This is a genomic window from Suipraeoptans intestinalis (genome assembly GCF_009696485.1).
Taxonomy (GTDB): Bacteria; Bacillota; Clostridia; order Lachnospirales; family Lachnospiraceae; genus Suipraeoptans; species Suipraeoptans intestinalis.
On the sequence record NZ_VULY01000018.1, the window covers coordinates 1,522,820 to 1,548,208 of the forward strand.

Genomic DNA, 25,389 nt, shown 5'->3' on the forward strand with positions numbered 1-25,389 from the left:
GGCATGGAGATCAGAGATTTGAAGATTTTTCTTATGGTGGCGGAGAAGAAAAGTATTTCCGGAGCGTCAAAATTCTTGTACATGACGCCCCAGGGCATCAGTAAGGTGCTGAAGAAGCTGGAGGAAGAGCTGCAGTGTCAGCTGTACAGCCGGGATCCGTCAGGGATTCTCCTAACAGAAAGCGGAGAGCGGTTTCGGGATTACGCCAGAAGAGAGATAGAAGCTTATACAGAGCTGGAAAAGGATATTTTGCGGATCGAACAGAGGCAGAAAAAAGAAGTGGATCTGCTGTCGGCCTATGGCATCCTGAGACTGGTGACACCGGATTGTATCACGACCTTTCGGGACAGGCACCCGGATATCCAGTTTCATTACCGGGAATATCCGGATCTGAGGGTGGAGGAGCTGTTTGCAGAAAGAGAGGGAAACGTGGCATTTTCCATCGGAGAATTTGACGAGGAACGTTATCACGTCACACCTCTGGAAAGCTTTCCGATAAAGCTTTTGGTCAATGAAAACCATCCTTTAAGCAGAAAAGAGACGGTGACGATAGAAGACATGAAGGATGAACCGCTGTACATCGAAAGCAGTCAATTTTATATTTATCACCTGATCACGGAGAAATGCCGTCAGGCAGGATTTGAGCCCAAGATCGTTTTTCAGACCAGCGGATTCAGCCTGTGCCACAAGATGGTAAGCGCCAATAAAGGGATTTCCGTTGCGGTAGATTTTATATATGAGGACATGAAAAAAAGCGGAATGAAGTTGGTCCCGTTTTCGGATGGGATCTATGAATGGAAGGCCTGTATGCTGACCAGAAAAGAGGAGAAAGAAAATGAAGCGGTCCGGCTGTTTGGGGAGCATATCGTACAATGGCTGGACAAGATACAAAAAGGAGAGATCAAGCGCTAAAAGAACCAGAAAGAACACAAGAGAAGCTGGGAAACAAACCTGCGGGGCAGGAAACAAACCGTTTCAAAGATGTAACAAACGGATTCAAAAAGACGGAATTTTCGGAGAAACCGATAAAGCTCAAAGGAAAATCAAGGAAGATTTTTAGACAGTTTTCCAGATGTATTGAGGATTGCTATAAATGGCGTCTCTCTGTAGAAAAAATCAATATCAAATCCACGGAACTTCCACGTATAATGGATAAGAACGATACAAAATGTCAAATAAGTAGGAGGTTACAGGATGAAGATGGGAGTAACACAGATCAGCCCCCGAGCGGTACAGAGAGAAGCAGAAAGAAGCTACAAGGAGGGGTACTATTGCTGTGAAGCGCTGATGAGCGTGATCCGGGAGGCGTTCCAACTGGACGTTCCGGAGGAAGTGATCGCCATGTCTTCCGGGATGGCTGTGGGAGTCGGAAGATCGGGGTGTGCCTGCGGGGCATTCAACGGCGGCGTAATGGCTCTGGGCATGTTTTTTGGACGGACAGAGCAGAATGGACCAAAAGATCCCAAGAGTATCAAGTGTATGGAGCTGACCCATGAACTGCACGACTGGTTCAAAAAGGCAAATGAGAAAAATGCTATTTGCTGTCGGGTACTTACCAGAGAGTTTGATATGGGGCAGGGGGAACATAAGGAGCAATGCATTTTCTATACCGGACTTTGTGCATGGAAGGTAGCGCAGATCGTCTGTCGCGAGCTGGGAATCCGAAATCTGGATGAGATCGATGAACCGGCGGGAAGACGTAAACTTGCGGATATTTAAGACCTTGATAAACTTACAAGACGGAAGGAAGATGCAACGATGAAGCATGTGATCAAAAAAATATCGATTCCCGTTTGCGGGGTGATGCTGGGAACGGCAGCGCTGGGGAATCTTCTTCAAAGCTATTCGGAGAAAATCCGCTATGTATGCGGAGGCTTTGCGGCGCTGCTTCTGGTAGGAGTGCTGCTCAAGCTGATTCTGGATGTTCGGGCAGTGAAGGAGGAACTGAAAACTCCTGTTGGAGCAAGTGTGGCAGGAACCTTTTCCATGGCACTGATGATCTTTAGCACCTATCTGAAGCCATTTATAGGAAAGGGGGCATATTACCTCTGGGTATCAGCAATAGGACTGCATCTGGTGCTGATTTGCTATTTTACAGTAAAATTCATGATAAAACTGCAGATGCCAAAGGTGTTTGCCAGTTACTATATTGTTTATGTAGGGATCGCAGTAGCTGCCATTACGGCGCCTGCTTATGAAAAACCGCAGGTGGGAAGTCTGGCCTTTTGGTTTGGATTTCTCACTTTATTGCTGCTGTTGGTGCTGGTAACTTACAGATATATGGCATACAAAGAGGTTCCGGATCCGGCAAAGCCACTGATCTGCATTTATGCAGCGCCGGCCAGTCTGTGCCTGGCGGGATACATCCAGTCCGTTACGCCGAAATCCTACGGATTTTTGATGGCAATGTTTGCTTTGTCATCTGTTCTGTACCTGTTTGGACTGGTAAAAGCGCTGCAGTGTTTGAAGATGCCATTTTTTCCCAGTTATGCTGCGTTTACCTTTCCTTTTGTAATCAGCGCCATTGCAGCAAAGCAGACAATGGTGTGTGCGGCAAACCTGGGGCATCCTTTGCCGGTTCTTCGATTTGTGGTACTGGCAGAAACGGCAATAGCCGTGTGCCTGGTAGTGTACACCTACATACGGTTTGTGGGATTTCTGTTTGGGAAAGGGGAAAAATAGTCCTCTGAAACAGGGCTTTCAGGGAAAGTCCTGTGAAGATGTGGGAGTTCCAACACGTTTTGTTCTATAAGTCAAGACGTGGTAAAAATATTGCAGATGAAGTCATGGAAGGAAGGAGTCCACTTCTGCGCTGTTTTGCGAAAAGTGGACTTCTTCCTTCTTTTTTATTTCGCGAAAAATGGCGTCCTGTCTGTCGTTACCAGGGAGAAAATCAGCAGTTCCCTGCTTCCCGCAGAAGGATTTCCGCCACTTTTTCTACGGTATGTTCCACAAAAGCGGTACACTGTGCTTTTCGCTCAGGGGACTGCTTTTCCATGCCTCTGGTCAGAATCCGGCAGCAGGTGCCGCCGCAGCTGTTCCGAAAGGAGTCATGCAGTTCCTGGGTCAGTCGAAAACAGGTCTGGACCTTGGAATCGCCCGGCACGGTGCGGCCAAACACGTAGCCGATACACATGGTGCCGCCGGCAAGAGCGCCGCAGATACAACCGCCGCCCCCAAGTCCCCAGGGGAAGCCGGAGCTCATGGCAATGGCGTCATCAGACATTTCTAAGGCAAAGTGCTTTCGGATAGCAAAGATCACAGATTCAGAACAGGCAAAACCACTGTGAAAGGCTTGTGAAGCATCTTTTTTGAGTTCCGGGAGATGGATTTCTGTATTCATAAAACTCCTCCTTTTTACATAGAGTCTACGCTAAGACCACCTTATCGAAACCGTCTGGATTTGTCAATGTGATTTGGCAGTTATGACAGTACCCACAGGTTAAGAAGCAAGAGTCAGACCTGTGAAACCTGACTGAAGTATGGTACGACAAATAAAGGCATTGGAGAAATTGGTATTCACAAGTTGGAGCATTCATTGGGAGAGCAAGATGATAAGAGAGAGAATTTATTGTTCAATTATATCGTAAAGAAAGCGAATGCCATTGTATGTACGTTAATTAAAGAGCGGAATTTTGAGAAGAAGCAGATAAAATAAATGCTGTCTACTTTTAAAGATATTTTAAAAAAATAAAAAAATGGTTGTTAGATAGTGCTAACTGATATATAATACCGTTAACGATATACCGACGATACCGTCGATACAGGAGAGGAGGGAATAGATATGTGTGCTGTTAAAAGGTTGAGTGAAGTAGAAAGAAAAAAAGAGATTATGAATTCAGCTGCAAAAGTAATTGCCGCAAAAGGGTTTGAAAAGACAACTATGGAAGAAATTATTGCGGGAACAACTCTATCTAAGGGTGGTGTCTATCACTATTATGGAAGTGTTATCGAAATCTTTAAAGATATCATGATTCATGGAATTGAATATAGGAATGAAGTTATAAAAAAACATTTGGGTGGGTCTGAGAAGATTGTGACAAAGGAGTTTATGGCCAAAGAACTTGTAACAAAGATGCTTGACGATAATCCATACATGCCACTTTACATTGAGTTTCTAATTGCTAAAAAAAGAAATCCAGAGTTGAACAATCTCATGACAGAGCTACAAGAACAGACAAAAAAAAGATTTAAAATTGTTATGAGTGAAGTTCCAAGATGGATATCTGATTCTAATAGTTTTCAATTTGTTACCGACTTTATCAATGCAATGATCCTTGCATCAGATGTTTTGGAGGCTAGAGAAAATTTCACTAAAAATAGACAGATTTTAGAACAAATGATTATTTGTATATTTGAAAATGGAGCGCAGTAAAAATGAAGGTGTATAAAAAATTATGTTCCTATGTTCGGATGAAATGCTAAGAGAGTGTTTATCAAATTACTTATAATATTTTTGTGAATGGGATTATGGAAGGTTGTGAAATCTTAGATGGAGCAAGGAATAGCTTTATAAGTGATAGAGAGTTCTTTGTAGAAACTATAAAGCTGTCTATTGATAGCTGTGATAAATATAAAATAAATTTTTTAACTAGAAGTTAGTATACACTAATCAAAAGGAGGTAAATCAATGAAGAAGAAAAAATATAATGATGAATTGCTTGACTCTGCTTCGGGCAGCAAGACGCTCAAGCGAAATGAAAATCTGATAAAAGAGGTAGAGAGTCTAAACTTGGATGTTCCTGATGAGATTATGCAACGAATCGAAAGTGATGTTGAGCAAAGTGAAAAACAGCCCAAAATTAGTATGGGCGGTTTAAACAAGGCACTTATGAGTGTAGCTCCGGAGTATAAAGGTAGGATGCGACTTTCTGTCATTTTTGCCTGCATTGGAGAACTTTTTAGCTTTTCTACTTATTTCTTCAGTGCCTATGCGGCAGGGTGGCTTATAAAAAATGCCGGCGGTAACCCGGTCAGTTTTGATGCACTTCTGAAATATGCTTTTTTTGCAATAGGTTCACTGCTCCTTTACTTTATATTTACCGGATTTAGCACAACCATTTCACATAAAACATCATTTTCTATACTCGCAAAACTTAGACAGACTTTATTCGAGAAGTTAAAGGTAATTCCAATGGGATACTTGGTGGATAATCCTGTAGGTAAAATTAAGGTGATTATCATGGATCGAGTTGCAGATATGGAAGATTGGGTAGCTCATCTTATGCCGGAACTGCCCAGTAGACTTTTACATCCGATACTTTGTGTAATCATTTTATTTTTCTTAGATTGGCGTATAGGGGTATCAATATTTGTACCACTGCCAATTGCCTTTATCGGAATGGCCACTATGATGTACAAATATCGCAGCAGGATGGCTGTGTGGTTATCAAGTTATGCCAATGTTGCTGATAGAAGTGCTGAATATGTTCGTGGAATCCCTGTAATCAAAGCATTTGCACAAGATAAAGTTTCGTATGGAAAATTTGCAGATGCGGTAAAATTTTATCATTTCTCTACGATGAAGTGGTGGAAACAAAGCTGGTTTGGCAAAGCGCTGATGACTGCAGCAATGATGACACCACAGATAGTGAGTATGCCTTTAGCTTTTTATTTATATGGGAAGGAACAAATCGGCATCGAAACCCTGCTTTTAGCACTTATTCTGCCGATTGCCATTCTCCCACAGGCTTTTGCAATCATGATGAGCTTTGAACTTTTCCAGATGGCATCCAATACTTGGGTATCCATACAAGAATTGCTTGATATGCCTGCCCAAAAACGCCCTGATTCAGAAAATAAGGTTACTATAGACAAGAATAAGGGGATCAAATTTGATCATATAAGTTTTTCTTATCATGATGGAACGGAGATATTGCATAATATTTCTTTTGAAACAAAGCCGGGAGAAGTAACTGCAATTGTAGGGCCTTCGGGTGGGGGAAAATCTACAATTGCAAAGCTTTTAGCAGGCTTTTGGGATCAGTCATCGGGCACGATTTCTCTTGGGGGTGTGGATACAAAGAAAATTTCATTTCAACAGCTTGCAGAAGAGATTTCTTTCGTATCACAAGATAATTTTCTCTTCGATGTGAGTATCAGGGATAACATAAGACTTGGTAAGCCTTATGCGACCGAAGACGAAATTGTTGCGGCGGCAAAAGCTGCTCATTGTCATGATTTTATTATGTCACTTCCTGATGGCTATGATACTAAAGCAGGGGAAGCGGGCGGAGCAATGTCAGGAGGGGAACGACAACGAATAACTCTTGCCAGAGCAATTTTGAAGCCTGCATCAACAATTATTTTAGATGAAGCAACCGCTTATGCCGATCCGGAAAATGAAGCACTCATTCAAGAAGCAATATCCAATCTCGTAAAGGGGAAAAATCTTGTGATGGTCGCCCATAGATTAAATACCATTAAACAGGCACACCAAATCATCCTAATCGATAAAGGTCAAATTATAGCCAAGGGTAAACATGAGGAGCTTATGGAAGAATCGCTCTATGCAAGTCTTTGGAAACAATATTTGGGAGAGGAGTAGAATATGGAGTTTATAAAATTATCATTCAAATTAGCGGGACAGTATAAGAATCGACTGAAAGCGGGGATGTTACTTATCTTTCTTCAAAATGCTTCCATGTTGTTTGGATTTTTCGCTCTATTCCTTGCATTCGGCTGGATGAATGAAACTACCATCGGGCATATGTGGACGATTTTGGGAGTATTGTTTGCATCCTTCCTTTTTAATTTTCTGACAGGGTGGGCGAAAAGCGGTCTTAGCGACGGTGTTTTCTTTGGGATTTTCAAGGATTACCGACTTACAGTTGGCGAAAAACTTAAAAAAGCACCTATGGGATATTTTGCAGAACAAAGTTTATCAAGAATTATGGCGGCATTTACCAATGTTATGAAGAGCCTTGAAAATTACTCCGCAATGAGTATAGACTTTGCTGTTTCCGGTATTTCAATATCCTTTTTCCTTTTAATCGGAATGTTTAGTGTAAATATTAAAATCGGAATTTTAACTTTCATTTGTCTAATTCTTATTTGGCTTTGCGTATTTCTCATGGTAAATCAGGCAAAGAGAGAGATTGCACGTGAACATACTGCCATTACCAAGGTGGGAGACGCTCTGGTTGACAGTATCAGTGGCGTTCCTGTGCTTCGTAGTTTTCCTTTTGCGGACAAGGGCGTTGTGGAAGAAATTCACTCTAAATTAAAAAATGCTTCTGAGGAACTTAGAGTTTCCCAAGTACATTTCGAGATTGTTTTTGTTATTTATGCTAGAATTTTTTCTACTATTATCAATCTCTCAAGCCTGCTTGTTACACTGTTTTCTTGCTATCTTTATACGAAAGGGGAAGTTTTATTACCACAAGCACTCACTGTTTCGGCTGCTGGCTTTATGATTTTTGGCGGCTTAAAACAACTTGAGAATGCGGCTATCCTGATGGTGAAAAATCCTGCCAATATGCAGTATTTGGATGAGGTCTTAGATATTCCTGAAATCAGTGACGGGACTTTAGAAGTTATGGAAAACCAAGAGATCGTCTTTGATAAGGTGAGTTTTAGTTACGACAAAAGAAATACTGTTTTAAAAGATCTTTCATTTACGATTCCTCAAGGCTCAAAGACAGCTATTGTAGGACCGTCGGGTTCCGGAAAGACTACAATTATCAATTTAATATCTCGTTTTTATGATGTTGACAGTGGTGAAATCAGATTAGGGAATAAGGATATACGAGATTATAAAGTAGAAAGATTACTAAAAAAACTTTCACTTGTTTTCCAGGATGTGTATCTTTTCCAAGATACCATAGAAAACAATATTCGCTTTGCAAACCCTAAGGCAAGCCATGAAGAAGTAGTGGAGGCTGCCAAAAAGGCTCGTTGCCACAATTTCATTATGGAACTTCCTTATGGTTACAACACTATGGTAGGCGAGGGTGGAAGTTCCCTTTCCGGCGGAGAAAAACAGCGAGTTTCTATTGCAAGAGCGTTACTTAAAAATGCACCGATTATTCTTTTAGATGAAGCGACCAGTTCTGTTGACCCTGAAAATGAGCATGAGATTTTAGCGGCGATCGAAGAATTATCCAAGGGGCACACTGTTATTTCCATAGCGCACAGACTTTCTACCGTGAAAAAAGCGGATCAAATCTTGGTAATTGATAGTGGTACATTGGAGCAAGTGGGAAAACACAATGATTTGATCTGCAAGGAAGGAATTTATTCATCGTTTATTCAAGCACGAGAACGTGCGGCTAATTGGACATTGTAGAAGCCGAAAAATAAAAAATTTTAATAGGAGGATATAAATGAAAGAAAAGAAGCTAAAAATTAAAGATCTAGTAACTATTGGGGTATTTGCTGTTATCTATTTTATAGTGATGTTTGGTGTAGGAATGATTGGAATGGTGCCTGTTTTATTTTTAATCTATCCTAGCATTCTTGGTGTTGTGACAGGTACCATCGTTATGTTATTTATGGCAAAGGTTCAAAAGCCTTGGAGTTTGTTTATATTGGGAATACTATCCCCGTTATTAATGTTTGCCATGGGACATACTTATGTAATAGCAGTTCATGCTCTTGGCGTTATGGTTATTGCTGAAATGATCAGAAGAGCGGGGGAATACCATTCTTTTAAACACAATATGATGGCTTTTGCCATTTTTAATACATGGATTTGTGGATCTTTAATGCAAATGCTATGGGCAAAAGAAAAATATATTGAATTATCAATGATGATGGGCAAAGAATATGTAGATGCATTAGAAAAGTTGATTACCTATCCACATATGGCATTAGTGTATGTAGGTGCTGTAATCGGTGGAATTATAGGAGCATACATTGGAAGGGCACTTCTTGAAAAACACTTTAACAAAGCGGGGATTATTTAATGGTGGTTGCGGAAAACAACAGATTAAATCCCAATCCCATAACAAAGTTTTTTGTTGTGGGATTGTTGGGTTTAACTGTGGTGCATTCTATTCACCTTATTTTGGAATGGGCAGTCATATTTATTATTTCCATTATGTATTTAATAAATGGATTTAGAAAAGATGCAGTAAAAAATATCATAGTCTTTGGTATTTTATTTCTTGCACCAAATTTTAAGATACTAGCTCAGTTGCCAATCATAATAAAGCTGCTCTTTTCTTTGATTTTTGTGATTCGTATGTTTTACATCCCTTATGCAGCAGGGAAATTCCTAATTAAAACATCAGATGTGGGGAGCATTATTTCATCTATGGATGCTTTAAAGATACCAAAAGTTGTATCTGTTCCTGTGGCAGTGATGTTTCGATTTTTTCCGTCTTTTGTGGAGGAAAAGAATAACATCAAAATGGCAATGAAAATAAGGGGGATAGATACAAAAAATCCTTTGAAATACTTGGAGTATGTAGCTGTACCGCTTTTAATTATTTCATCTAATATCGCTGATGACATCTCCAAGGCTGCAGAAACGAAATGTATTGCAAATCCCATAGAGAAAACAAGATATATTACAGTGGGGGTAGGACTGATTGATTTTATTTATGGGCTAACGATGGCGGTAATAGTGATAGGAGGATGGTTATGCTTGAAATAAAAGAGTTTTCTTTATCCTATGGAGAAAATAGAGTATTGGAGGATATTTCCCTAAAAGCCCTTGAGGGAGAATGTATTTTACTCACGGGAGAAAGCGGAAGTGGAAAATCTTCCGTTATTAATTCAATTAATGGAGTAGCTTTTGCCTATGAAAATGCTAGTAGCACAGGAAGTATTAAAGTCAATGATAAGCAAATAAAAGACTTAGAGATTTATGAAATATCACTAGCTATTGCTAGCGTTTTTCAAAATCCAAAGACGCATTTCTTTAACGTCAACACGACACTTGAACTCTTATTTTATTTAGAAAATATTGGATTAGTGAAAGAAGAAATGGATGTTCGTATGGAAGAAATGTTAAGAATTTTTCATATAGAGCATTTACTTGGACGTAGTATTTTTGAATTGTCCGGTGGTGAAAAGCAAATTTTATGTATAGCTTCTTGCTACATCTCAGGGTGTAAAATCATAGTTCTCGATGAACCATCTGCCAACCTGGATGATAAACATACTGATGTTATAACAGAAATGCTGAAAATTCTGAAGAGGAAAAATGTAACACTTATTCTTGCGGAGCATCGAATTTACTACCTAATGGATTTGGTTGATCGTATTTACTTGATTCACCAAGGAAGGATTCAGCAGGCCTTTAGTAAAGAAGAGTTTTTATCTTTGTCAAACGAATATTTACTTATGCGTGGACTTCGTTCAAGACAAAAAACACTTTTAACTAAGAATAAAATACATCAAGGAAAAGATTTTATGATTCGAACGATGAAAATTGAGTTTGAAGATAAATGTAAGCTAAGGCTTGACAATGTATCTTTTGATTTGGGAAAGATTTATGGCGTTGTTGGCAGAAATGGTTGTGGCAAGTCTACTTTTTTGCGTGTAATGACAGGGCTAAATAAAAAAGATAAGAGTGAAATTGTTTTTAGAAGTAAAAAACTAAGCAAAAGAGAAAGAATAAAAAATTCAGCCTTGGTCATGCAAGATGTAAATCATCAACTTTTTACAGACTCCGTAGAAGAAGAATTAAAACTTGGAGTTAAGGATTTAAGTCAAGACAAAATGGATAGAGTACTTATTGGCCTTGGACTTACTAAATTAAAAGACAGGCATCCCATGAGTTTATCAGGAGGACAAAAACAAAGGGTGGCGATTGCTTCCGTTTTATGTAAAAATTCGAGATTTATATTTTTTGATGAACCGACAAGTGGGATGGATTACAAGAATATGCTAAGAATTTCAAAATTGATAAAGCAAATGAAAACAGAAAATAACATCATATTTCTTGTTTCTCATGACATTGAATTTCTAAATGCAACAACAGATTATGTCCTTTGCTTAGAGGACTTTCAAAGCTATAAACATTCAGAATAATTACGAATAATGTTCAAATGAAATAAAAAGGAATTCAATAAGGCAAGGGATGTATGTAGAACTTTAATAAGTGAGAGAATTAATAATGTGAACAATAACACATTAAAAATAAAGGAGTTGCTTATGAAAAAAGATGTGAAAGAACAATTATTAACCAAAAAGCCGATAGATTTACTATTTCAGTTATCTGTTCCGGCAGTTATAGGGATGATAGTGATTGGACTTTACCCGTTGATGGATGGAATATTTGCAGGGAATATTATTGGTCAAAATGCTATGACTGCTTGTGGGATTGCAATGCCGCTTACTTTTTTCAACAGCGGTGTTTCAACCTTACTTGGCGTAGGTTCTGCTTCTGTTTTATCACGAGCAATTGGAAAAGGCGATCAGAAAACTGTAGATAAAATCATGGGAAATCTGATTTTCTGGGTGATTTTGTTTTCCGCAATCATAACGGTTGGAGGAATACTGCTTGCACCACATTTTTTAAATATGGTAGGCGCAACAGGGGAAATCAAAGCTTATGGCATGAGATACCTGAGAGTGATTTTTATTGGCTCCATCTTTGTAAACTTCACACAGTCCGCAAACATGGTCATGCGTGGCGAAGGACTGATGAAAAAAGCCATGATGATTATGGGGCTTGGAGCTTTACTAAATATTATTCTTGATCCGATTTTAATGACAATCATGGGGGAATATGCAATTGAAGGTGCTGCTATTGCTACCGTTACAGCTCAGTTTGTTCAAGCGATCGTAACGTTGCACTACTTCTTGAAAAAGAGTAAAGTTGTTAAAATTCATAAGATTAAGTCTGATACGGAAATAAAAAAAGAAATGTTCGGAGTAGGTTCATCTGCGATGCTGATGCAACTTCTGTTTATGATTCAGCAGACCATGCTGTATAAAATGGCATTTAAATACGGGGGAGATAGCAATGGGATTTTGATGGCAGCTTCATTAAGAATGTATGCATTTTCATTTATACCACTTTGGGGAATGAGTCAGGGGTTACAACCTGTAGTAGGAACGAACTTTGGAGCAAAGAAATATGACAGAGTAAGACAGGCGATGAAAGTATTTTCTATTGGCGGGCTTATCCTTGCTGTTATGTTCTGGCTTCCATCTTTATTGCTATCCAGTCAAGTACTTTCTTTGTTCGGCGTAGAAGCAAACATTATTGCACAAGGAGTTGGTAACTTTAGATTATTCTACTCTGTGTTTAGTTTATATGGGATAATGGTTATGAGTATTACCTTTTTCCAATCAATCGGAAACGGGAAGAAAGCAGGAATCATTGTGATGCTTAGACAACTGTTCCTGTTTGTTCCCGCTATGATTTTCTTACCAATGATATTTGGTATAAATGCGGTATGGTTTACGCAACCACTTATAGATTTCATAATGATTGTTGTTGGAATACTTATGATGATTGGGGAGCTGAATAAGATGGGAAGAGAAAAGGCGGTCAATTAAAGTTTGTTAAAAAATACTTAGATATTCATATCTATCCTGTTCACCTCTCTTCTGAAATGGGTGTATGTTGTTTAAACAACATACACTGGCTGTTGTCGGACTATAATGGAGGTATGAAAAAGACAAGGAGGCAAATGCGATGGCAAAGAAAATAGATTTCACAAAAACAGTGTTTGAGCTGACGGAAGAATACCCGGAACTGATAAAGATTATGGCGGATCTCGGGTTTTCAGAGATCACGAAGCCGTCGGTTTTAAATTCGGTGGGAAGGATGGTCACCATACCCAAAGGGGCGAAGATGAAGCAGATCTCCATGCTGGATATTGTCACAGCGCTGGTGGCAAATGGATTTGAGCTGGAGGGAGAGATGCCCTCTGTGGTTTCCGCTGAAAATCCCGCAGAGCAGTCGGTTTTGCAGGACGCAAAAAAAGCGGAACCTCAAAGCCGTAAGGAGCTGCTAAAGAGTTATCTCAAAAGATTGGGAAATGGCGAGGATCTGGAAAGTGTCCGGATGGATTTTGTGAAGCACTTTTATGCCGTGGAGGCCACAGAGATCATGGAGGCAGAGCAGGAATTAATGAAAGAGGGGACGCCCATTACGGAGGTACAAAGATTGTGTGATCTTCATTCTGCCCTGTTTCACGGAGCGACCACGGAGGAAAAGCTTGTCGGGGAGGAAAAGGATGCAGAAAAGTCCCTTCTGGTAAAAAAAGCGAGGGAAGAACTGGCAAAAAGAGACGCTTTCCCTCAGAAGGATTATTCAGACAAGCAGGCACGTGCGGCAGCCCTAGCTGAGATTCCGGGACATCCCCTCTATACCTTTGTAAAAGAAAATGAAGCGCTTTCCGGATTACTTGTACAGTTTCGGGAATCCGAAACAAAGGAACTTTTTGCCTCTATCCGTGAGCTTTCCATCCATTATGCAAAAAAGGGAGATCTGCTCTATCCTCACCTAAAGGTCAAATATGGGATTTCAGGACCATCTGATGTGATGTGGACAGTAGATGATGAGATCCGGGATGAGTTGGGAGCGCTGGGCAAAGAACAGGAGCAAAGTGCAGAGTGGAACACACGCCTGGATGCTGTGTTGAAGCGGGCGCAGGAAATGATCTACAAGGAGCAAAATGTTTTGTTCCCCATCTGTGCAGTAAACTTTACAGAGGAGGAATGGTACGGGATTTATCAGGATTCCAAGGATTATGCCACCTGCTTTGGCGTGGAGAACGAAACGTGGGAAGAAGCGGAAAAATACCGACCCGGGAAAATTGTGGCGTCGGAAGGTGAGATCGTAATGCCCGGCGGCCATATGACGCTTCCGCAGCTTACCGCCCTGCTGAACACCATACCGCTGGAGATCAGCTTTATTGATGCGGACAATATTAACCGTTTTTTCAACGAAGGCCCCAAAGTGTTCAAACGTCCCGGCATGGCCATTGACCGAGAAGTGTTTTCGTGCCATCCGCCTAAGATAGAACCTATGGTGCGTTCTATTCTTGAGGATTTCCGCAAGGGTGTCAGGGACAGTGTTCCGGTGTGGATGGAAAAAAACGGCAGGCTGATGCTGGTTACCTATATGGCAGTCAGAGATCGTGACCAAACCTATCTGGGGACGGTAGAGCTGGTGCAGGATATGGAATTTGCAAAAGCACATTTTCAAAAATAGAAAAGATAGGGAGGTCCTTCTAAAGGAAGAGGTTTTGTAAGCCGGAAAGCTAAACCGGAAATCGAAAACTTCTTGACGGAGAAGGCATCCTGTACTACACTGAAGAAAAAGAAACAGGGGAGCTTGTACTGGCAGGCTGAGAGGAAGTGATCAACTTCGACCCTTTAACCTGATGCGGATAATGCCGTCGTAGGAAGTAAAAGAAACGATTACAAGGGGCGCCCGCAGGGCGCCTTTTTTTGCTTCCCGGGAGATGGCGCCTGGTGGAACAAAATCAGGGCGTTGCCTGGAAGGCAGAGATAAGGCACAGATAAAGGGTGGCAGGACAGTCGAATATAGAAACAGGCTTCGCAAAAGGAGGATGACGATGTTTCAGGAATGTTTAGAGGAAGTAAGAAAGAAAAAACCGTTGGTGCATAATATTACCAACTATGTAACCGTCAATGATTGTGCCAATATTTTATTGGCCTGCAAAGCCTCTCCCATTATGGCAGATGATGTGGAAGAGGTGGAGGAGATCACTGCCATCTGCAGCGGACTGAATCTGAATATCGGTACGTTGAACCAAAGAACGATACAGGCTATGAAGCTGGCAGGAAAGAAGGCAGGACAGTTGGGGCATCCGATTCTTTTGGATCCGGTGGGAGCAGGAGCCTCGGCTCTCAGAACCCGTACAGCCCGGGAGTTGCTGGAGGATCTGAAGATCTCTGCAGTTCGAGGAAACAGTTCGGAGATAAAGACGTTGGCGCTGGGAACGGGAGCGACCAGAGGCGTGGATGCAGATATCAGCGACCGGATAACGGAAGATAGCCTGGAAAAGGCGGCGGCTTTCGCCAAAGCATTTTCCAAAAAAACGGGAGCGGTGATCGCGATCACCGGAGCCATTGACATCGTGGCAGATGAAGAAAAAGCGTTTTGCATATTTAACGGGCATCCCATGATGAGCAGCATTACGGGAACCGGGTGTCAGCTTTCCGCAATGATGACCGCCTACATCTGTGCCAATCCGGACAGAAGGACAGAGGCGGCGGCAGCGGCAGTGGCAGCAATGGGAGTGTGCGGAGAAAAGGCATACGAAAGCCTGACGGTACAAGACGGAAACACAGCCTATCGGAGTCGTATCATAGATCAGGTATTTCATCTGACGGGAGAAGAACTGGAAAAACGGGCAAAATATAAGCTGCTGTAAGAAGCTGTCTTCCTAAAAGAAAACACCGGAAAATGGGAGCTACGTCAAAAGTCAAAGCGGGAAGCAAAAAACCGGTTCTGACGGGGCGAAAGTGAAAGGACAGAAGCACAAAAAAAGACAGAAAGGAACATACAGAAGCTGAAAAAGATGGGAAAAAACATGGAAATACAAGAAAAAAGAGAGTGGATCCGAAACAGGTTGCTTTTATATGGGGTGACGGATCGGGCCTGGACAGGGAAACAGACATTGCTGCAGCAGGTAGAGGCGGCATTAAAGGGAGGCGTTACCTGCATCCAGCTAAGAGAAAAAGACCTGGATCCCCGGGCGTTTTTGGAGGAAGCAAAGCAGATCAAACGGGTGTGCAGGGCATATCAGGTACCCTTTATCATAAATGATCAGGTAGAGATCGCCATTGCCTGTCAGGCGGACGGGGTACACGTAGGACAAAAAGACAGGGAAGCGGCGCAGGTGCGAAAACAGATAGGAAAAGACAGGATACTGGGAGTATCGGTCCAGACGGTGGAGCAGGCGAAACGGGCGCAGGAAGCAGGGGCGGATTATCTGGGAGTAGGAGCAGTATTTCCTACAGGAACAAAGCAGGATGCCTGTGAAGTTTCTCATTTGGTACTGCGGGACATCTGCCGGGCGTGCCGGATTCCGGTAGTAGCCATAGGGGGGATCCACGCCGGGAACATCCATCAGCTGGCAGGAACAGGAATTGACGGGGTGGCGTTGGTTTCCGCCATATTTGGAGCGGCAGACATCGAGGAGGCATGCAGAAGACTGGCGACTGCCTCAGAGAAAATTACAGGAGAGCAGACAGATGAAAACGGTAGTATCGATTGCAGGAAGTGATTCCAGCGGAGGAGCCGGAATCCAGGCAGATCTAAAGACGCTGATCATGAATGGAGTCTATGGGATGAGTGTGGTCACGGCGCTGACCGCACAGAACACGTTGGGAGTGACGGGGATCTATGAAGTATCCGCCGAGTTTGTAGGGCAGCAGATGGAGGCAGTATTTGAAGACATCCCTCCGGATGCAGTGAAGGTAGGGATGGTATCCTCTGCCTGTATCATCCATGAGATCGCAGAAAAATTAAAGAAATATAAGGGAGAGAACATTGTGGTAGACCCGGTGATGGTGGCGACCAGCGGGGCCAGGCTGATCCGGCCGGAGGCTTTAGAGGCTTTGCGAAAGGAACTGCTGCCTCTTGCCAGTGTGATGACACCCAATCTGCCGGAGGCAGAAATTTTACTGCAGGCGGGAGAGGAAGAAAGCGAAAGAGCGTTTTTCCGGATCCGGACAAAGAAAGATATGGAGAGGGCAGCCAGAAGGCTGGGAGAAAAATATAAGGTAGCGGTCCTTTTAAAAGGAGGACACGCAGTAGAAGACGCCAATGATCTTTTGTTTCAGAAAGGGGAATTCAGGTGGTACAAAGGAAGGAGGATCCCAACGCCAAACACACACGGAACCGGATGCACCCTTTCCAGTGCCATTGCAGCCAACCTGGCCAAGAAGTTTCCGCTGGAACAGGCAGTAGAGGCAGCCAAAGAGTACATCTCGAAGGCCCTGGAAGACGGACTGGATTTGGGAGAGGGAAGTGGGCCGATGAATCATGGCTTTTGTATCCCCGAGGCCTACAGAAGGGAGAAGTAAGATGGAAAAACGAAAAACGATACTACTGGAGAACGGACTGATCTGGTTTGGGGCAGGTATTTCCATTGCAGAGATCCATACAGGAACCTATTTTTCCGGGCTCGGATGGCAGAAGGGGATTCTGGCGATCTTACTGGGGCATTTGATCGGGTGTACGCTTTTGTTTCTGGCGGGAGTGCTAGGAGGAAGGCAGGGAAAAAGCGCTATGGAGACGGTGAAAGGAAGCTTCGGAGAAAAAGGCGGCGTGTTGTTTGCCGTGCTGAACATCGTTCAACTGGCAGGCTGGACGGCGATCATGATCTACGATGGCGCCATAGCGGCTAATGAGATCTGGGGGCTTTCTCTTCGGATCTGGTGCTTGATCATAGGCGGGCTGATCCTGCTGTGGATCTGTATAGGGATCACACATCTGGGCAAATTAAACAGAATCGCTATGACCGGCCTGTTTTTTCTGACCGTGCTGTTGAGCTTTGTGATCTTTGAGGGAGAGGCTGGCCAGAAAGCGGGAAAAGAGGTTCTTTCCTTTGGGATGGCGGTAGAATTGTCGGTAGCTATGCCCCTTTCCTGGCTTCCTTTGATCAGCGATTATACACGGGAGGCCAGGGAACCGGTGAAAGCGTCTGCTGTCAGCGCAGTTGTCTACGGAGGGATCAGCAGTTGGATGTATGTGATCGGAATGGGAATGGGGATGCTGACCGGAGAATCCGACATTGCCCGCATCATGTGGAAAGCGGGGCTTTCAGCGGCCGGTCTGTTTATTATTGTATTTTCAACCGTTACTACCACATTTTTAGATGCTTATTCGGCGGGGGTATCGGGAGAGTCGGTATTTCCGGGACTTCGGGAAAGATACCTGGCGATGGCGGTAACCGGCGTGGGAGTGGCGGGAGCCATGTTTTTCCCACTATCCAACATGACCGGCTTTTTGTATCTGATCGGCTCCGTCTTTTCGCCTATGATCGCAATACAGATTACGGATGTATTTTTCCTGAAAAAGGAGAGTACAAAAAAAGCTGTGGATAAAAGAAATCTGTTGCTGTGGGGAGCGGGATTTGTCATTTACCGTTTTCTTATGAAGATGGATTTTGTACTGGGAAGTACCGTCTTGGCCATGCTGCTTACGGGCCTGCTGTGTGTGGGGGCAGATTGGTTCTGCCGGAGAAAGGCGGATACGGCAAGAGCCTGACGGCAGACTTTTAGATGCTGTCGTGCATACGGACATATATGCTGTCGTGCGTGGGGAAACTGCTTTACATCGGAGGGAAGCCCGTTGTAAAATAAAGCATGCGACAAAAAAGAAACAGGCAGAGAAAGGAACAGGTGCATGATAAGACATATCGTACTATGGAAATTGAGAGAAGAGCTGGGGGCGGAAGAGAAAGACAGGATCAAGGTGGGCATAAAGGAAGGGCTGGAAGGGCTTTTTGGGAAGATTCCCGGATTGAGGGAGATAGATGTACAGATGAAAGGGACAGACGGATCTACGGCAGACCTGATGCTGGATTCTGTGTTTGAAGATCTGGAAGCGCTGGCTGCTTACAGAAAGCATCCGGCGCACGTAGAGGTGGCGACCACCAGGGTGCGCCCCTTCGTAGAACAGAGACTGTGCCTGAACTTTGAGGGTTAGGGCGGCAGTACCGGAACCATCAAAAAAAGAATGGATCCTGTTTGCTTCCTCTGCCGGAGAAATTTCCGGCAGAGAGAAACGATACAGGATCCATTTTGCGGCTTGTGGTTATTTGCCACGCAGCCTTGCAAAAAACCCTTTTTTCTTTTCGGGAGTCTCCAATGCTCCGCGAAGCCCTTTGACATGGGTGATATAAATGCCGCTGACTGTGGCTTTTACTTCCTTTTTTACGGGAATCAATGGAAAGATCTGTGCGTCACACATCAAAGTCATCACCTTTGGTCCCACCTTTGCCTTTACGACGGGAACCTTGGAACGACGCAGATATTTGGGCGTGCTTTCCACTACAATAGATGGAAAACCGGCATCCTTCAGACGGATCTTGCCCTTATCAATGATCAGCATGGATACTGTCTGGGCAACGGAGGCCATCTGCTCCTGTTGCTCTTCCTGTCTTTTCTGTGCTTTTTTTCCAAGGAAATACAGCACGATGCAGGCAATGATCAAAATTGCCAAGATTACGAGTAAAACTATCGTTAACGTACTCACGGAAACCCTCCTCACATCAATTTATCGCGAAGACTATTGTATCATTGTTTGAAAGGAAGTGCAAGGAAAAACGGGATGCTTCTACGTTGTTGACAGCGGACCGATCTCCTTACATAATAAAAGCGAGGAAACGCTTTCCAAATGTTTGTGAAAACGGGACAACGCTTTTTCGGAAGAAAAATTCTGCTGAAACAGATCTCATACAGGGAGGGATAGGAATGAGTGTGATCCAGGTTCAAAATCTGACAAGAGATTACGGTTCGGGAAAAGGGATTTTTGATCTGTCTATCCATGTAGACAGTGGAGAGATTTTTGGGTTTTTAGGTCCCAACGGGGCGGGGAAAACAACAACGATCCGCCATCTGATGGGCTTTATCAGGCCGCAGACCGGAAGATGTCAGATTGATGGAAAGAATTGCTGGGAGAAACGGGACCAGATTCAAAAAAGACTGGGATATATTCCTGGTGAAATCAGTTTCTTTGACGATATGACAGGAAGAGAGTTCCTGAAATTCAGTCTGGATTACCGGAAGATAAAAAATGAGAACCGTATGCAGGAGCTGCTTGAAAGGTTTGAACTGGATGCCAAGGGAAAAATTAAAAAAATGAGCAAGGGAATGAAACAAAAGATCGGGATTGTTGCCGCTTTTATGCATGATCCTGATATTCTGATTCTGGATGAGCCTACAAGCGGACTGGATCCTCTCATGCAAAACCGCTTTATAGAATTGCTGGAAGAAGAAAAGAAGAAGGGAAAGACCATTTTGCTTTCCAGCCACATATTTGAAGAGGTGGAGAAGACCTGCGATCGTATCGGCATGATCCGAAACGGAAGGCTGGTTACGGTAGACTCGGTTGAAACGCTGAGAAGCCGCCATATGCACACGTATACTGTGCGTTTAGATACACCGGAGGAGGCAGAAGCATTTGCAAAAGATTTTGGCGGGATCTGTCATACGGATCGTGTAACGGTTACCGCAAAGCAGGGACTGGAAGAGATCTTTATGGACTACTATGGAGGGAAGCCGGATGATTCAGTTGACTTTGTATAAACGAGAAATGAAAAACAGCATAAAGATCCTCTGCCTTTTTGCGGCGGTACTCTCCCTGTACGTCACCATGATAATCAGAATGTATGATCCGAAAATGATGGCGTCTCTGGATCAGTTTTATGAAGCGATGCCGGAGCTTATGTCAGCGGTTGGGATGGAAGCCGGAGCAACCAGCCTGATAGGATTTATGATCTCTTATCTGTATGGATTTATTTTTCTGGTATTTCCCATGATATTCTGTATAGTAAGAGGCAATGGGCTGCTTGCAAAATACATGGACAAGGGCTCGATGGTAACACTTTTGGCGGCGCCGGTAAAACGCAGCACGGTAGCGGTTACACAAATGTCTGTGTTGATAAGCGGAATCGTTTTGCTCCTTCTGTATTCTACCGGTCTGGAACTTGTCGTTGCATCTACGAGTTATCCGGGAGAACTGGCTGTTTCTGATTTGTTGAAAGTGAATGTGGCCCTGCTTTGTTTGCAGTTGTTTATTGGCAGCATCTGTTACCTTGCTTCCTGTCTGTTTTCAGAAACAAGGTACAGCATCGCATGCGGAGCCGGGATCCCTGCGCTCATGTATGTGCTTCAAATGCTTGCAAATGCGGGAGAAAAAACGGAGGTAGTAAAGTATGCCACCTTCTTCACCCTGTTTGATGCAAACGGCGTACTGGCCGGCGACAGAAATGCAGTGACAGGAGCAGTGATATTGGGCATCGGCGCAGTGGCATTTTACTGGGCAGGAGCGATGGTTTTCTGTAAAAAGGATCTACATATTTAACCGGAGCTGCATCCGGGGAAATCGGGCAAAAGTCTGAAATAACTGTGAAAAGTCTATGAAACAGAGAATAGATATGTTATAACTGTAGGGTATGCAGGCTGTAGCTCCGAAGGCAGGGGATACAGGAATCGAGGTATGGAGGATAAAAGAAATGAGCAAAAAGACGACGACCGTATTGTTGGCGGGAATGTTGGCGGGTGCGCTGTGTCTGACCGGCTGTGCGACCAGCAAGGGACTGGAAACAAAAAACCTGAAGATCAGTAAATATAAGGGCGTGGAAGTGGACAAGGTGGACAAGCCGCAGAAAGTGACTGATGAAGCGGTGGACAGTGCCATTGAGGCCAGTCTGAATGCCAATGCCACGAAAAAGGAAATTACCGACAGGGCAGTAGAAAACGGAGACACCGTTACGATTGATTTTGTGGGCAAGATAGACGGAGAAGCCTTTGAAGGGGGATCCGCACAGGATTATCCTCTGGTAATCGGATCCGGATCGTTTATTCCGGGATTTGAGGAGAGCGTCATCGGCCACAAGACAGGAGAGACGTTTGACTGGAACGGAACATTTCCGGATAACTATACACCGGAGTATGCGGGAAAAGCGGTGACATTTACGATCACGGTAAAGGGGATCACCCAGAACGATGTTCCTAAGCTGACAGACGAAGTGGTAAAGACCTTGTCGAAAACTTCCAAGACGGTGAAGGAATACAAGGAAGAAGTCAGGAAAAATCTGGAAACAGAAGCACAGAGCAATTACGACAACACTTTGGCGCAGAAGGTATGGGATAAGGTGCTGGAAAATACCAAGATCAAATCCTATCCGAAGAAAGAAGTCAAGGCATTTGCAGATAAATTTATCAACCGGTATAAAGAAATGGCCTCCAGCTATGGCATGGAGTATGAGACCATGATCAAAGAGCAGATGAATATGTCGGTGGAAGACTTTGAGAAGGAAGTGGACAAAATGGCCAAGTCCAGCCTGAAGCAGACGATGATCACAGAGGCGATCGCAAAGGAGGAAGGCATCAAGGTTTCCGGAAAAGAATATGAGAAGCAGCTGAAGGCGCTTGCGAAGAATTATGGATACGGCAGCGTAAAGGAATTGAAGGCAGTGGCGCCCAAGGAGGATCTGGAAGATATCGTGCAGAACAAGCTGGTAAAAGAATGGCTGGTGAAGCACTGTGTACAGGTAGAGAAAAAATAGGCGGAACAGGCAGAAAAATCGGCCGTCAATCCGGCGGCAAAGAGAAAAGGATGTTTCCATGGGACAGAGTACCCGGGAAACATCCTTTTGTTGTGGCGACATCCTTTTAGAGAGGAAGCCGGGCTTCAAAACGGTCTTTTCTGGTATCGGAGGGAATGGGAGTAGGATACTGCCCGTCAAAACAGGCGCTGCAGTACCCGTGACCGCCGGCCAGGGCAGACAATTGATCCAGGGGGAAAAATCCAAGACTGTCGGCGCCGATGGATCGTGCAATGCCATCGGGATCCATCGAGGTGGCGATCAGATGCTCCCGGGAGTCAATATCCGTTCCGTAATAGCAGGGATTGAGAAAAGGCGGCGCAGAGATCCGAAGATGGATCCTGGCGGCTCCTGCGTCCCGCAGCAGTCGGATCAGTCGTTCGCTGGTCGTTCCACGGACGATGGAATCGTCCACCAAAACGACATTTTTCCCGCGGACGACAGCTTCCACCGGACTCAGTTTAATCTTCACACTGTTTTGCCGCTGCGTTTGCCCGGGAGAGATAAAGGTTCTCCCAATATATTTGTTTTTGATCAGACCAATGCCGTAAGGAATGCCGGATTGCTGGCTATAGCCCAAAGCGGCGTCCAGTCCGGAATCCGGAACCCCCACCACGACATCGGCGGACACCGGATGCTGCCGGGCAAGGATCTGTCCGGCCTGAATTCTTGCGGAGTGCACCGAAATCCCGTCGATCACAGAATCCGGGCGGGCAAAGTAGATGTACTCAAAGACGCACAGCCTGTTGGGGCGGGTTTTGCAGTGTTCTGTGCGGGAAAGGATCCCGTCTTTGGTAAAGACCAGAATCTCTCCGGGAAGAAGATCCCGGATCACGGTGCCGCCTACGGTGGTAATCGCACAGCTTTCTGAGGCGACAATGTAGGTGCCGTCCTCCAGCACTCCATAACAGAGAGGACGAAAGCCGTAGGGATCCCGTACCGCAATCATTTTTGCGCTGGACATCAGACACAGGGAATAAGCCCCTTCCAGCGTATGCATAGCAAGGCTGACAGCCTCTTCGATGGAAGGGGCAGAAAGCCGTTCACGGGTTACGATATAGGCAATGGTCTCCGTATCGCTGGTGGTATGGAAGATGGCGCCGGACAATTCCAGACGGTTGCGCAGTTCTGCCGCATTGGAGAGATTTCCGTTGTGCGCAAGCGCCATCTTCCCCTTTTGATGATTGACTTCAATGGGCTGACAGTTTTTCCGGCTGCTGCCGCCGGTGGTGCCATAGCGGACATGCCCCACTGCCATGGAGCCTTCCGGAAAGTCGGACAGCACTTCCGGAGAGAACACCTCGCTTACCAGACCAAGGTCTTTGTGGGAGGAAAACACCCCTCTGTCATTGACTACCATACCGCAGCTTTCCTGTCCCCGGTGTTGGAGAGCGTACAGCCCATAATAACAAACGGCTGCAACATTTTGAGGATGTTTGGAAAATATCCCGAATACTCCGCATTCTTCGTGTATGCTCATGATCTGCTCCTCCTTTTCATAGCCGCCTGGACAAATCCTTTGAAAAGAGGATGAGGCTTGTTGGGACGGCTCTTGAATTCCGGATGAAACTGGACGCCCACATAAAAATCCCGGGAGGACAGTTCCACCGTTTCTACCAGAAGGTCGTCCGGGGAGGTTCCGCTGAAGATAAGGCCGGCGTCTGCCATTTCCCGGCGATATGCATTGTTGAATTCATAGCGGTGCCGGTGGCGTTCATGGATCAGGAGGCTGCTGTAACACGCCTCCATCACGGAACCTTCGGCGATGCGACAGGGGTAAGAGCCAAGACGAAGGGTTCCTCCCTTGTTGATCTCCTGGGTCTGTCCGGGGATGAAGTCGATGACCTTATGAGGCGTCTCTTCGTCAAATTCTCCCGAGCTGGCATCAGAAAGACCAAGGACATGTCTGGCAAATTCAATGACGCAGATCTGCATGCCCAGGCAGATCCCAAAATAGGGAAGGTGCTGTTCCCTGGCATATTGGCAGGCGGTGATCATGCCCTCGATCCCACGGCTGCCAAAACCGCCGGGAATCAGGATGCCGTCCAGATCACCCAGGAGCGTGGAAACATTTTCCCGGGTGATCTCCTCAGAATCGATCCACTGGATCGTTACATGAGTATTGTAATCATATCCGGCATGACTGAGAGCTTCGGCCACCGACAGGTAGGCGTCGTGAAGTCTCACATATTTTCCCACCAGACCGATCTGTACCGTGTGCCGGCGACTTTTGATCTTTTCCACCAGATCCGTCCATTCCTTCAGATCAGGTGTGGTATCGGGAAGCCGCAGCTCCCGGCACACGATGGAAGAAAAGTTGGATTCCTCCAGCATGAGAGGCGCTTCGTACAGGTTTGGAAGGGTAATGTTTTCAATGACACAGTCCGGTTTCACATTACAGAACAGGGAAATCTTTTGAAAAATGGAGCTCTCCAAGGGTTCGTCGCTGCGCAGGACAATGATGTTGGGAGTTATCCCCATTCCCCGAAGTTCTTTCACCGAATGCTGGGTGGGCTTGGATTTATGCTCATTGGAGCCTCGAAGAAACGGTACCAGGGTAACATGAATGAAGAGGCTGTTTTCCTGGCCGACCTCCAGAGAAACCTGCCGGACGGCCTCCAGAAAGGGCTGAGACTCGATATCTCCGATCGTGCCGCCGATCTCCGTAATCACGACATCGGCATTGGTCTGCTTTCCCACAGAGTAAATAAACTCTTTGATCTCGTTGGTGATGTGGGGAATGACCTGGACGGTAGAACCCAGATATTCTCCACGACGCTCTTTATTCAAAACATTCCAGTAAACCTTTCCGGTAGTCAGATTGGAGAAGCGGTTCAGGTCTTCATCAATAAACCGTTCATAGTGCCCCAGGTCCAGGTCGGTTTCAGCACCGTCTTCCGTGACATAGACTTCTCCATGCTGGAAAGGGCTCATGGTGCCGGGATCCACATTAATATAAGGATCCAGCTTTTGAGCGGCGACTTTCCAGCCTCGTGCTTTCAGGAGACGACCCAGGGAGGCGGAGGTGATCCCCTTTCCGAGACCGGATACGACACCACCGGTTACAAAAATATACTTCGTCATAACAGCATTGCTGCACTGGCAGTTTTCACATGGATACACCAGTGCACTCCTTTCTTTGGTAATTTGAATGGCTCCCTGACTAAGAGCC

The 25,389-nt window shown here is 44.6% G+C and carries 24 protein-coding genes and 1 riboswitch; of the genes, 20 read left to right on the forward strand and 4 right to left on the reverse strand.

Going from position 1 to position 25,389, the window contains the following annotated elements:
• Positions 1–3: 3 nt before the first annotated feature.
• The 4 genes from FYJ34_RS07970 to FYJ34_RS07985 are packed head-to-tail and all read left to right on the forward strand — an operon-like array spanning position 4 to position 2,682.
• Positions 4–912: a LysR family transcriptional regulator gene (locus FYJ34_RS07970; protein WP_154477660.1), complete on the forward strand. Its 909-nt coding sequence runs from the start codon at positions 4–6 to the stop codon at positions 910–912.
• On the forward strand, positions 873–1,280 hold the full coding sequence (locus FYJ34_RS07975) for a hypothetical protein (protein ID WP_154477662.1): 408 nt from the start codon (positions 873–875) through the stop codon (positions 1,278–1,280). The genes FYJ34_RS07970 and FYJ34_RS07975 overlap by 40 nt, the downstream gene beginning before the upstream one ends.
• Positions 1,195–1,719 (forward strand): C-GCAxxG-C-C family protein, encoded by a 525-nt coding sequence (locus FYJ34_RS07980; protein WP_154477664.1) that lies wholly within the window; start codon positions 1,195–1,197, stop codon positions 1,717–1,719. The genes FYJ34_RS07975 and FYJ34_RS07980 overlap by 86 nt, the downstream gene beginning before the upstream one ends.
• 39 nt (positions 1,720–1,758) lie before the next feature.
• The gene (locus tag FYJ34_RS07985) at positions 1,759–2,682 is read left to right on the forward strand and encodes a TDT family transporter (RefSeq protein ID WP_154477666.1); all 924 of its coding nucleotides are present in this window, start codon (positions 1,759–1,761) and stop codon (positions 2,680–2,682) included.
• 211 nt (positions 2,683–2,893) lie between these two features.
• On the opposite strand, the gene FYJ34_RS07990 is transcribed toward FYJ34_RS07985, so the two are convergent.
• Positions 2,894–3,343 carry a C-GCAxxG-C-C family (seleno)protein gene (locus tag FYJ34_RS07990; RefSeq protein WP_154477668.1) on the reverse strand — a complete coding sequence of 150 codons (450 nt, stop codon included), beginning with the start codon at positions 3,341–3,343 and terminating at the stop codon, positions 2,894–2,896.
• Between the two features lie 441 nt (positions 3,344–3,784).
• Here FYJ34_RS07990 and FYJ34_RS07995 point away from each other — a divergent pair, with 441 nt between their 5' ends.
• From FYJ34_RS07995 to FYJ34_RS08055, 13 genes are all read left to right on the forward strand, one after another.
• Positions 3,785–4,375 (forward strand): TetR/AcrR family transcriptional regulator, encoded by a 591-nt coding sequence (locus FYJ34_RS07995; RefSeq protein ID WP_154477670.1) that lies wholly within the window; start codon positions 3,785–3,787, stop codon positions 4,373–4,375.
• A gap of 255 nt (positions 4,376–4,630) precedes the next feature.
• Complete coding sequence (locus FYJ34_RS08000) at positions 4,631–6,547, forward strand: ABC transporter ATP-binding protein (protein ID WP_154477672.1); 1,917 nt, start codon at positions 4,631–4,633, stop codon at positions 6,545–6,547.
• Positions 6,548–6,550: 3 nt separating this feature from the next.
• On the forward strand, positions 6,551–8,287 hold the full coding sequence (locus FYJ34_RS08005) for an ABC transporter ATP-binding protein (protein ID WP_154477674.1): 1,737 nt from the start codon (positions 6,551–6,553) through the stop codon (positions 8,285–8,287).
• Between the two features lie 37 nt (positions 8,288–8,324).
• Positions 8,325–8,906 (forward strand): MptD family putative ECF transporter S component, encoded by a 582-nt coding sequence (locus tag FYJ34_RS08010; RefSeq protein ID WP_154477676.1) that lies wholly within the window; start codon positions 8,325–8,327, stop codon positions 8,904–8,906.
• On the forward strand, positions 8,906–9,598 hold the full coding sequence (locus tag FYJ34_RS08015) for an energy-coupling factor transporter transmembrane component T (protein ID WP_154477678.1): 693 nt from the start codon (positions 8,906–8,908) through the stop codon (positions 9,596–9,598). The genes FYJ34_RS08010 and FYJ34_RS08015 overlap by 1 nt, the downstream gene beginning before the upstream one ends.
• On the forward strand, positions 9,586–10,980 hold the full coding sequence (locus tag FYJ34_RS08020) for an ABC transporter ATP-binding protein (protein WP_154477680.1): 1,395 nt from the start codon (positions 9,586–9,588) through the stop codon (positions 10,978–10,980). Before FYJ34_RS08015 ends, FYJ34_RS08020 begins: the two co-directional genes overlap by 13 nt.
• 123 nt (positions 10,981–11,103) lie before the next feature.
• Entirely contained in the window at positions 11,104–12,456 is a 1,353-nt protein-coding gene (locus tag FYJ34_RS08025) for an MATE family efflux transporter (RefSeq protein WP_154477682.1), read from the forward strand.
• A 139-nt stretch (positions 12,457–12,595) separates the two neighbouring features.
• A complete protein-coding gene (locus FYJ34_RS08030) occupies positions 12,596–14,119 on the forward strand; it encodes a DUF438 domain-containing protein (protein ID WP_154477684.1) in 1,524 nt (507 codons plus the stop codon).
• A gap of 105 nt (positions 14,120–14,224) precedes the next feature.
• Positions 14,225–14,332: riboswitch (TPP riboswitch) on the forward strand.
• 154 nt (positions 14,333–14,486) lie between these two features.
• The gene (gene thiM / locus FYJ34_RS08035; RefSeq protein ID WP_154477686.1) at positions 14,487–15,308 is read left to right on the forward strand and encodes a hydroxyethylthiazole kinase; all 822 of its coding nucleotides are present in this window, start codon (positions 14,487–14,489) and stop codon (positions 15,306–15,308) included.
• A 159-nt stretch (positions 15,309–15,467) separates the two neighbouring features.
• Positions 15,468–16,163 (forward strand): thiamine phosphate synthase, encoded by a 696-nt coding sequence (gene thiE, locus FYJ34_RS08040; protein ID WP_154477688.1) that lies wholly within the window; start codon positions 15,468–15,470, stop codon positions 16,161–16,163.
• Positions 16,132–16,965, forward strand: coding sequence for a bifunctional hydroxymethylpyrimidine kinase/phosphomethylpyrimidine kinase (gene thiD / locus FYJ34_RS08045; RefSeq protein ID WP_154477690.1), 834 nt, complete (start codon positions 16,132–16,134; stop codon positions 16,963–16,965). The genes thiE and thiD overlap by 32 nt, the downstream gene beginning before the upstream one ends.
• Before the next feature lies 1 nt (position 16,966).
• On the forward strand, positions 16,967–18,151 hold the full coding sequence (gene cytX / locus FYJ34_RS08050; protein ID WP_154477692.1) for a putative hydroxymethylpyrimidine transporter CytX: 1,185 nt from the start codon (positions 16,967–16,969) through the stop codon (positions 18,149–18,151).
• A gap of 138 nt (positions 18,152–18,289) precedes the next feature.
• Entirely contained in the window at positions 18,290–18,592 is a 303-nt protein-coding gene (locus FYJ34_RS08055; RefSeq protein WP_154477694.1) for a Dabb family protein, read from the forward strand.
• A gap of 108 nt (positions 18,593–18,700) precedes the next feature.
• On the opposite strand, the gene FYJ34_RS08060 is transcribed toward FYJ34_RS08055, so the two are convergent.
• On the reverse strand, positions 18,701–19,141 hold the full coding sequence (locus FYJ34_RS08060; RefSeq protein ID WP_276959641.1) for a hypothetical protein: 441 nt from the start codon (positions 19,139–19,141) through the stop codon (positions 18,701–18,703).
• A gap of 218 nt (positions 19,142–19,359) precedes the next feature.
• On the opposite strand from FYJ34_RS08060, the gene FYJ34_RS08065 reads away from it, so the two are divergent.
• The 3 genes from FYJ34_RS08065 to tig all read left to right on the forward strand — a co-directional run bounded on the left by FYJ34_RS08065 (position 19,360) and on the right by tig (position 22,178).
• The gene (locus tag FYJ34_RS08065; protein ID WP_154477696.1) at positions 19,360–20,193 is read left to right on the forward strand and encodes an ABC transporter ATP-binding protein; all 834 of its coding nucleotides are present in this window, start codon (positions 19,360–19,362) and stop codon (positions 20,191–20,193) included.
• Complete coding sequence (locus FYJ34_RS08070; RefSeq protein WP_154477698.1) at positions 20,171–20,971, forward strand: ABC transporter permease subunit; 801 nt, start codon at positions 20,171–20,173, stop codon at positions 20,969–20,971. The genes FYJ34_RS08065 and FYJ34_RS08070 overlap by 23 nt, the downstream gene beginning before the upstream one ends.
• A gap of 151 nt (positions 20,972–21,122) precedes the next feature.
• Complete coding sequence (gene tig / locus FYJ34_RS08075) at positions 21,123–22,178, forward strand: trigger factor (protein ID WP_154477700.1); 1,056 nt, start codon at positions 21,123–21,125, stop codon at positions 22,176–22,178.
• Between the two features lie 106 nt (positions 22,179–22,284).
• Here the strand turns inward: tig and purF are convergent, their stop codons facing one another.
• Both purF and FYJ34_RS08085 read right to left on the reverse strand, forming a co-directional pair.
• On the reverse strand, positions 22,285–23,697 hold the full coding sequence (gene purF / locus FYJ34_RS08080; protein ID WP_154477702.1) for an amidophosphoribosyltransferase: 1,413 nt from the start codon (positions 23,695–23,697) through the stop codon (positions 22,285–22,287).
• The gene (locus FYJ34_RS08085) at positions 23,694–25,301 is read right to left on the reverse strand and encodes a CTP synthase (protein ID WP_154478861.1); all 1,608 of its coding nucleotides are present in this window, start codon (positions 25,299–25,301) and stop codon (positions 23,694–23,696) included. The genes purF and FYJ34_RS08085 overlap by 4 nt, the downstream gene beginning before the upstream one ends.
• Positions 25,302–25,389 lie beyond the last annotated feature (88 nt).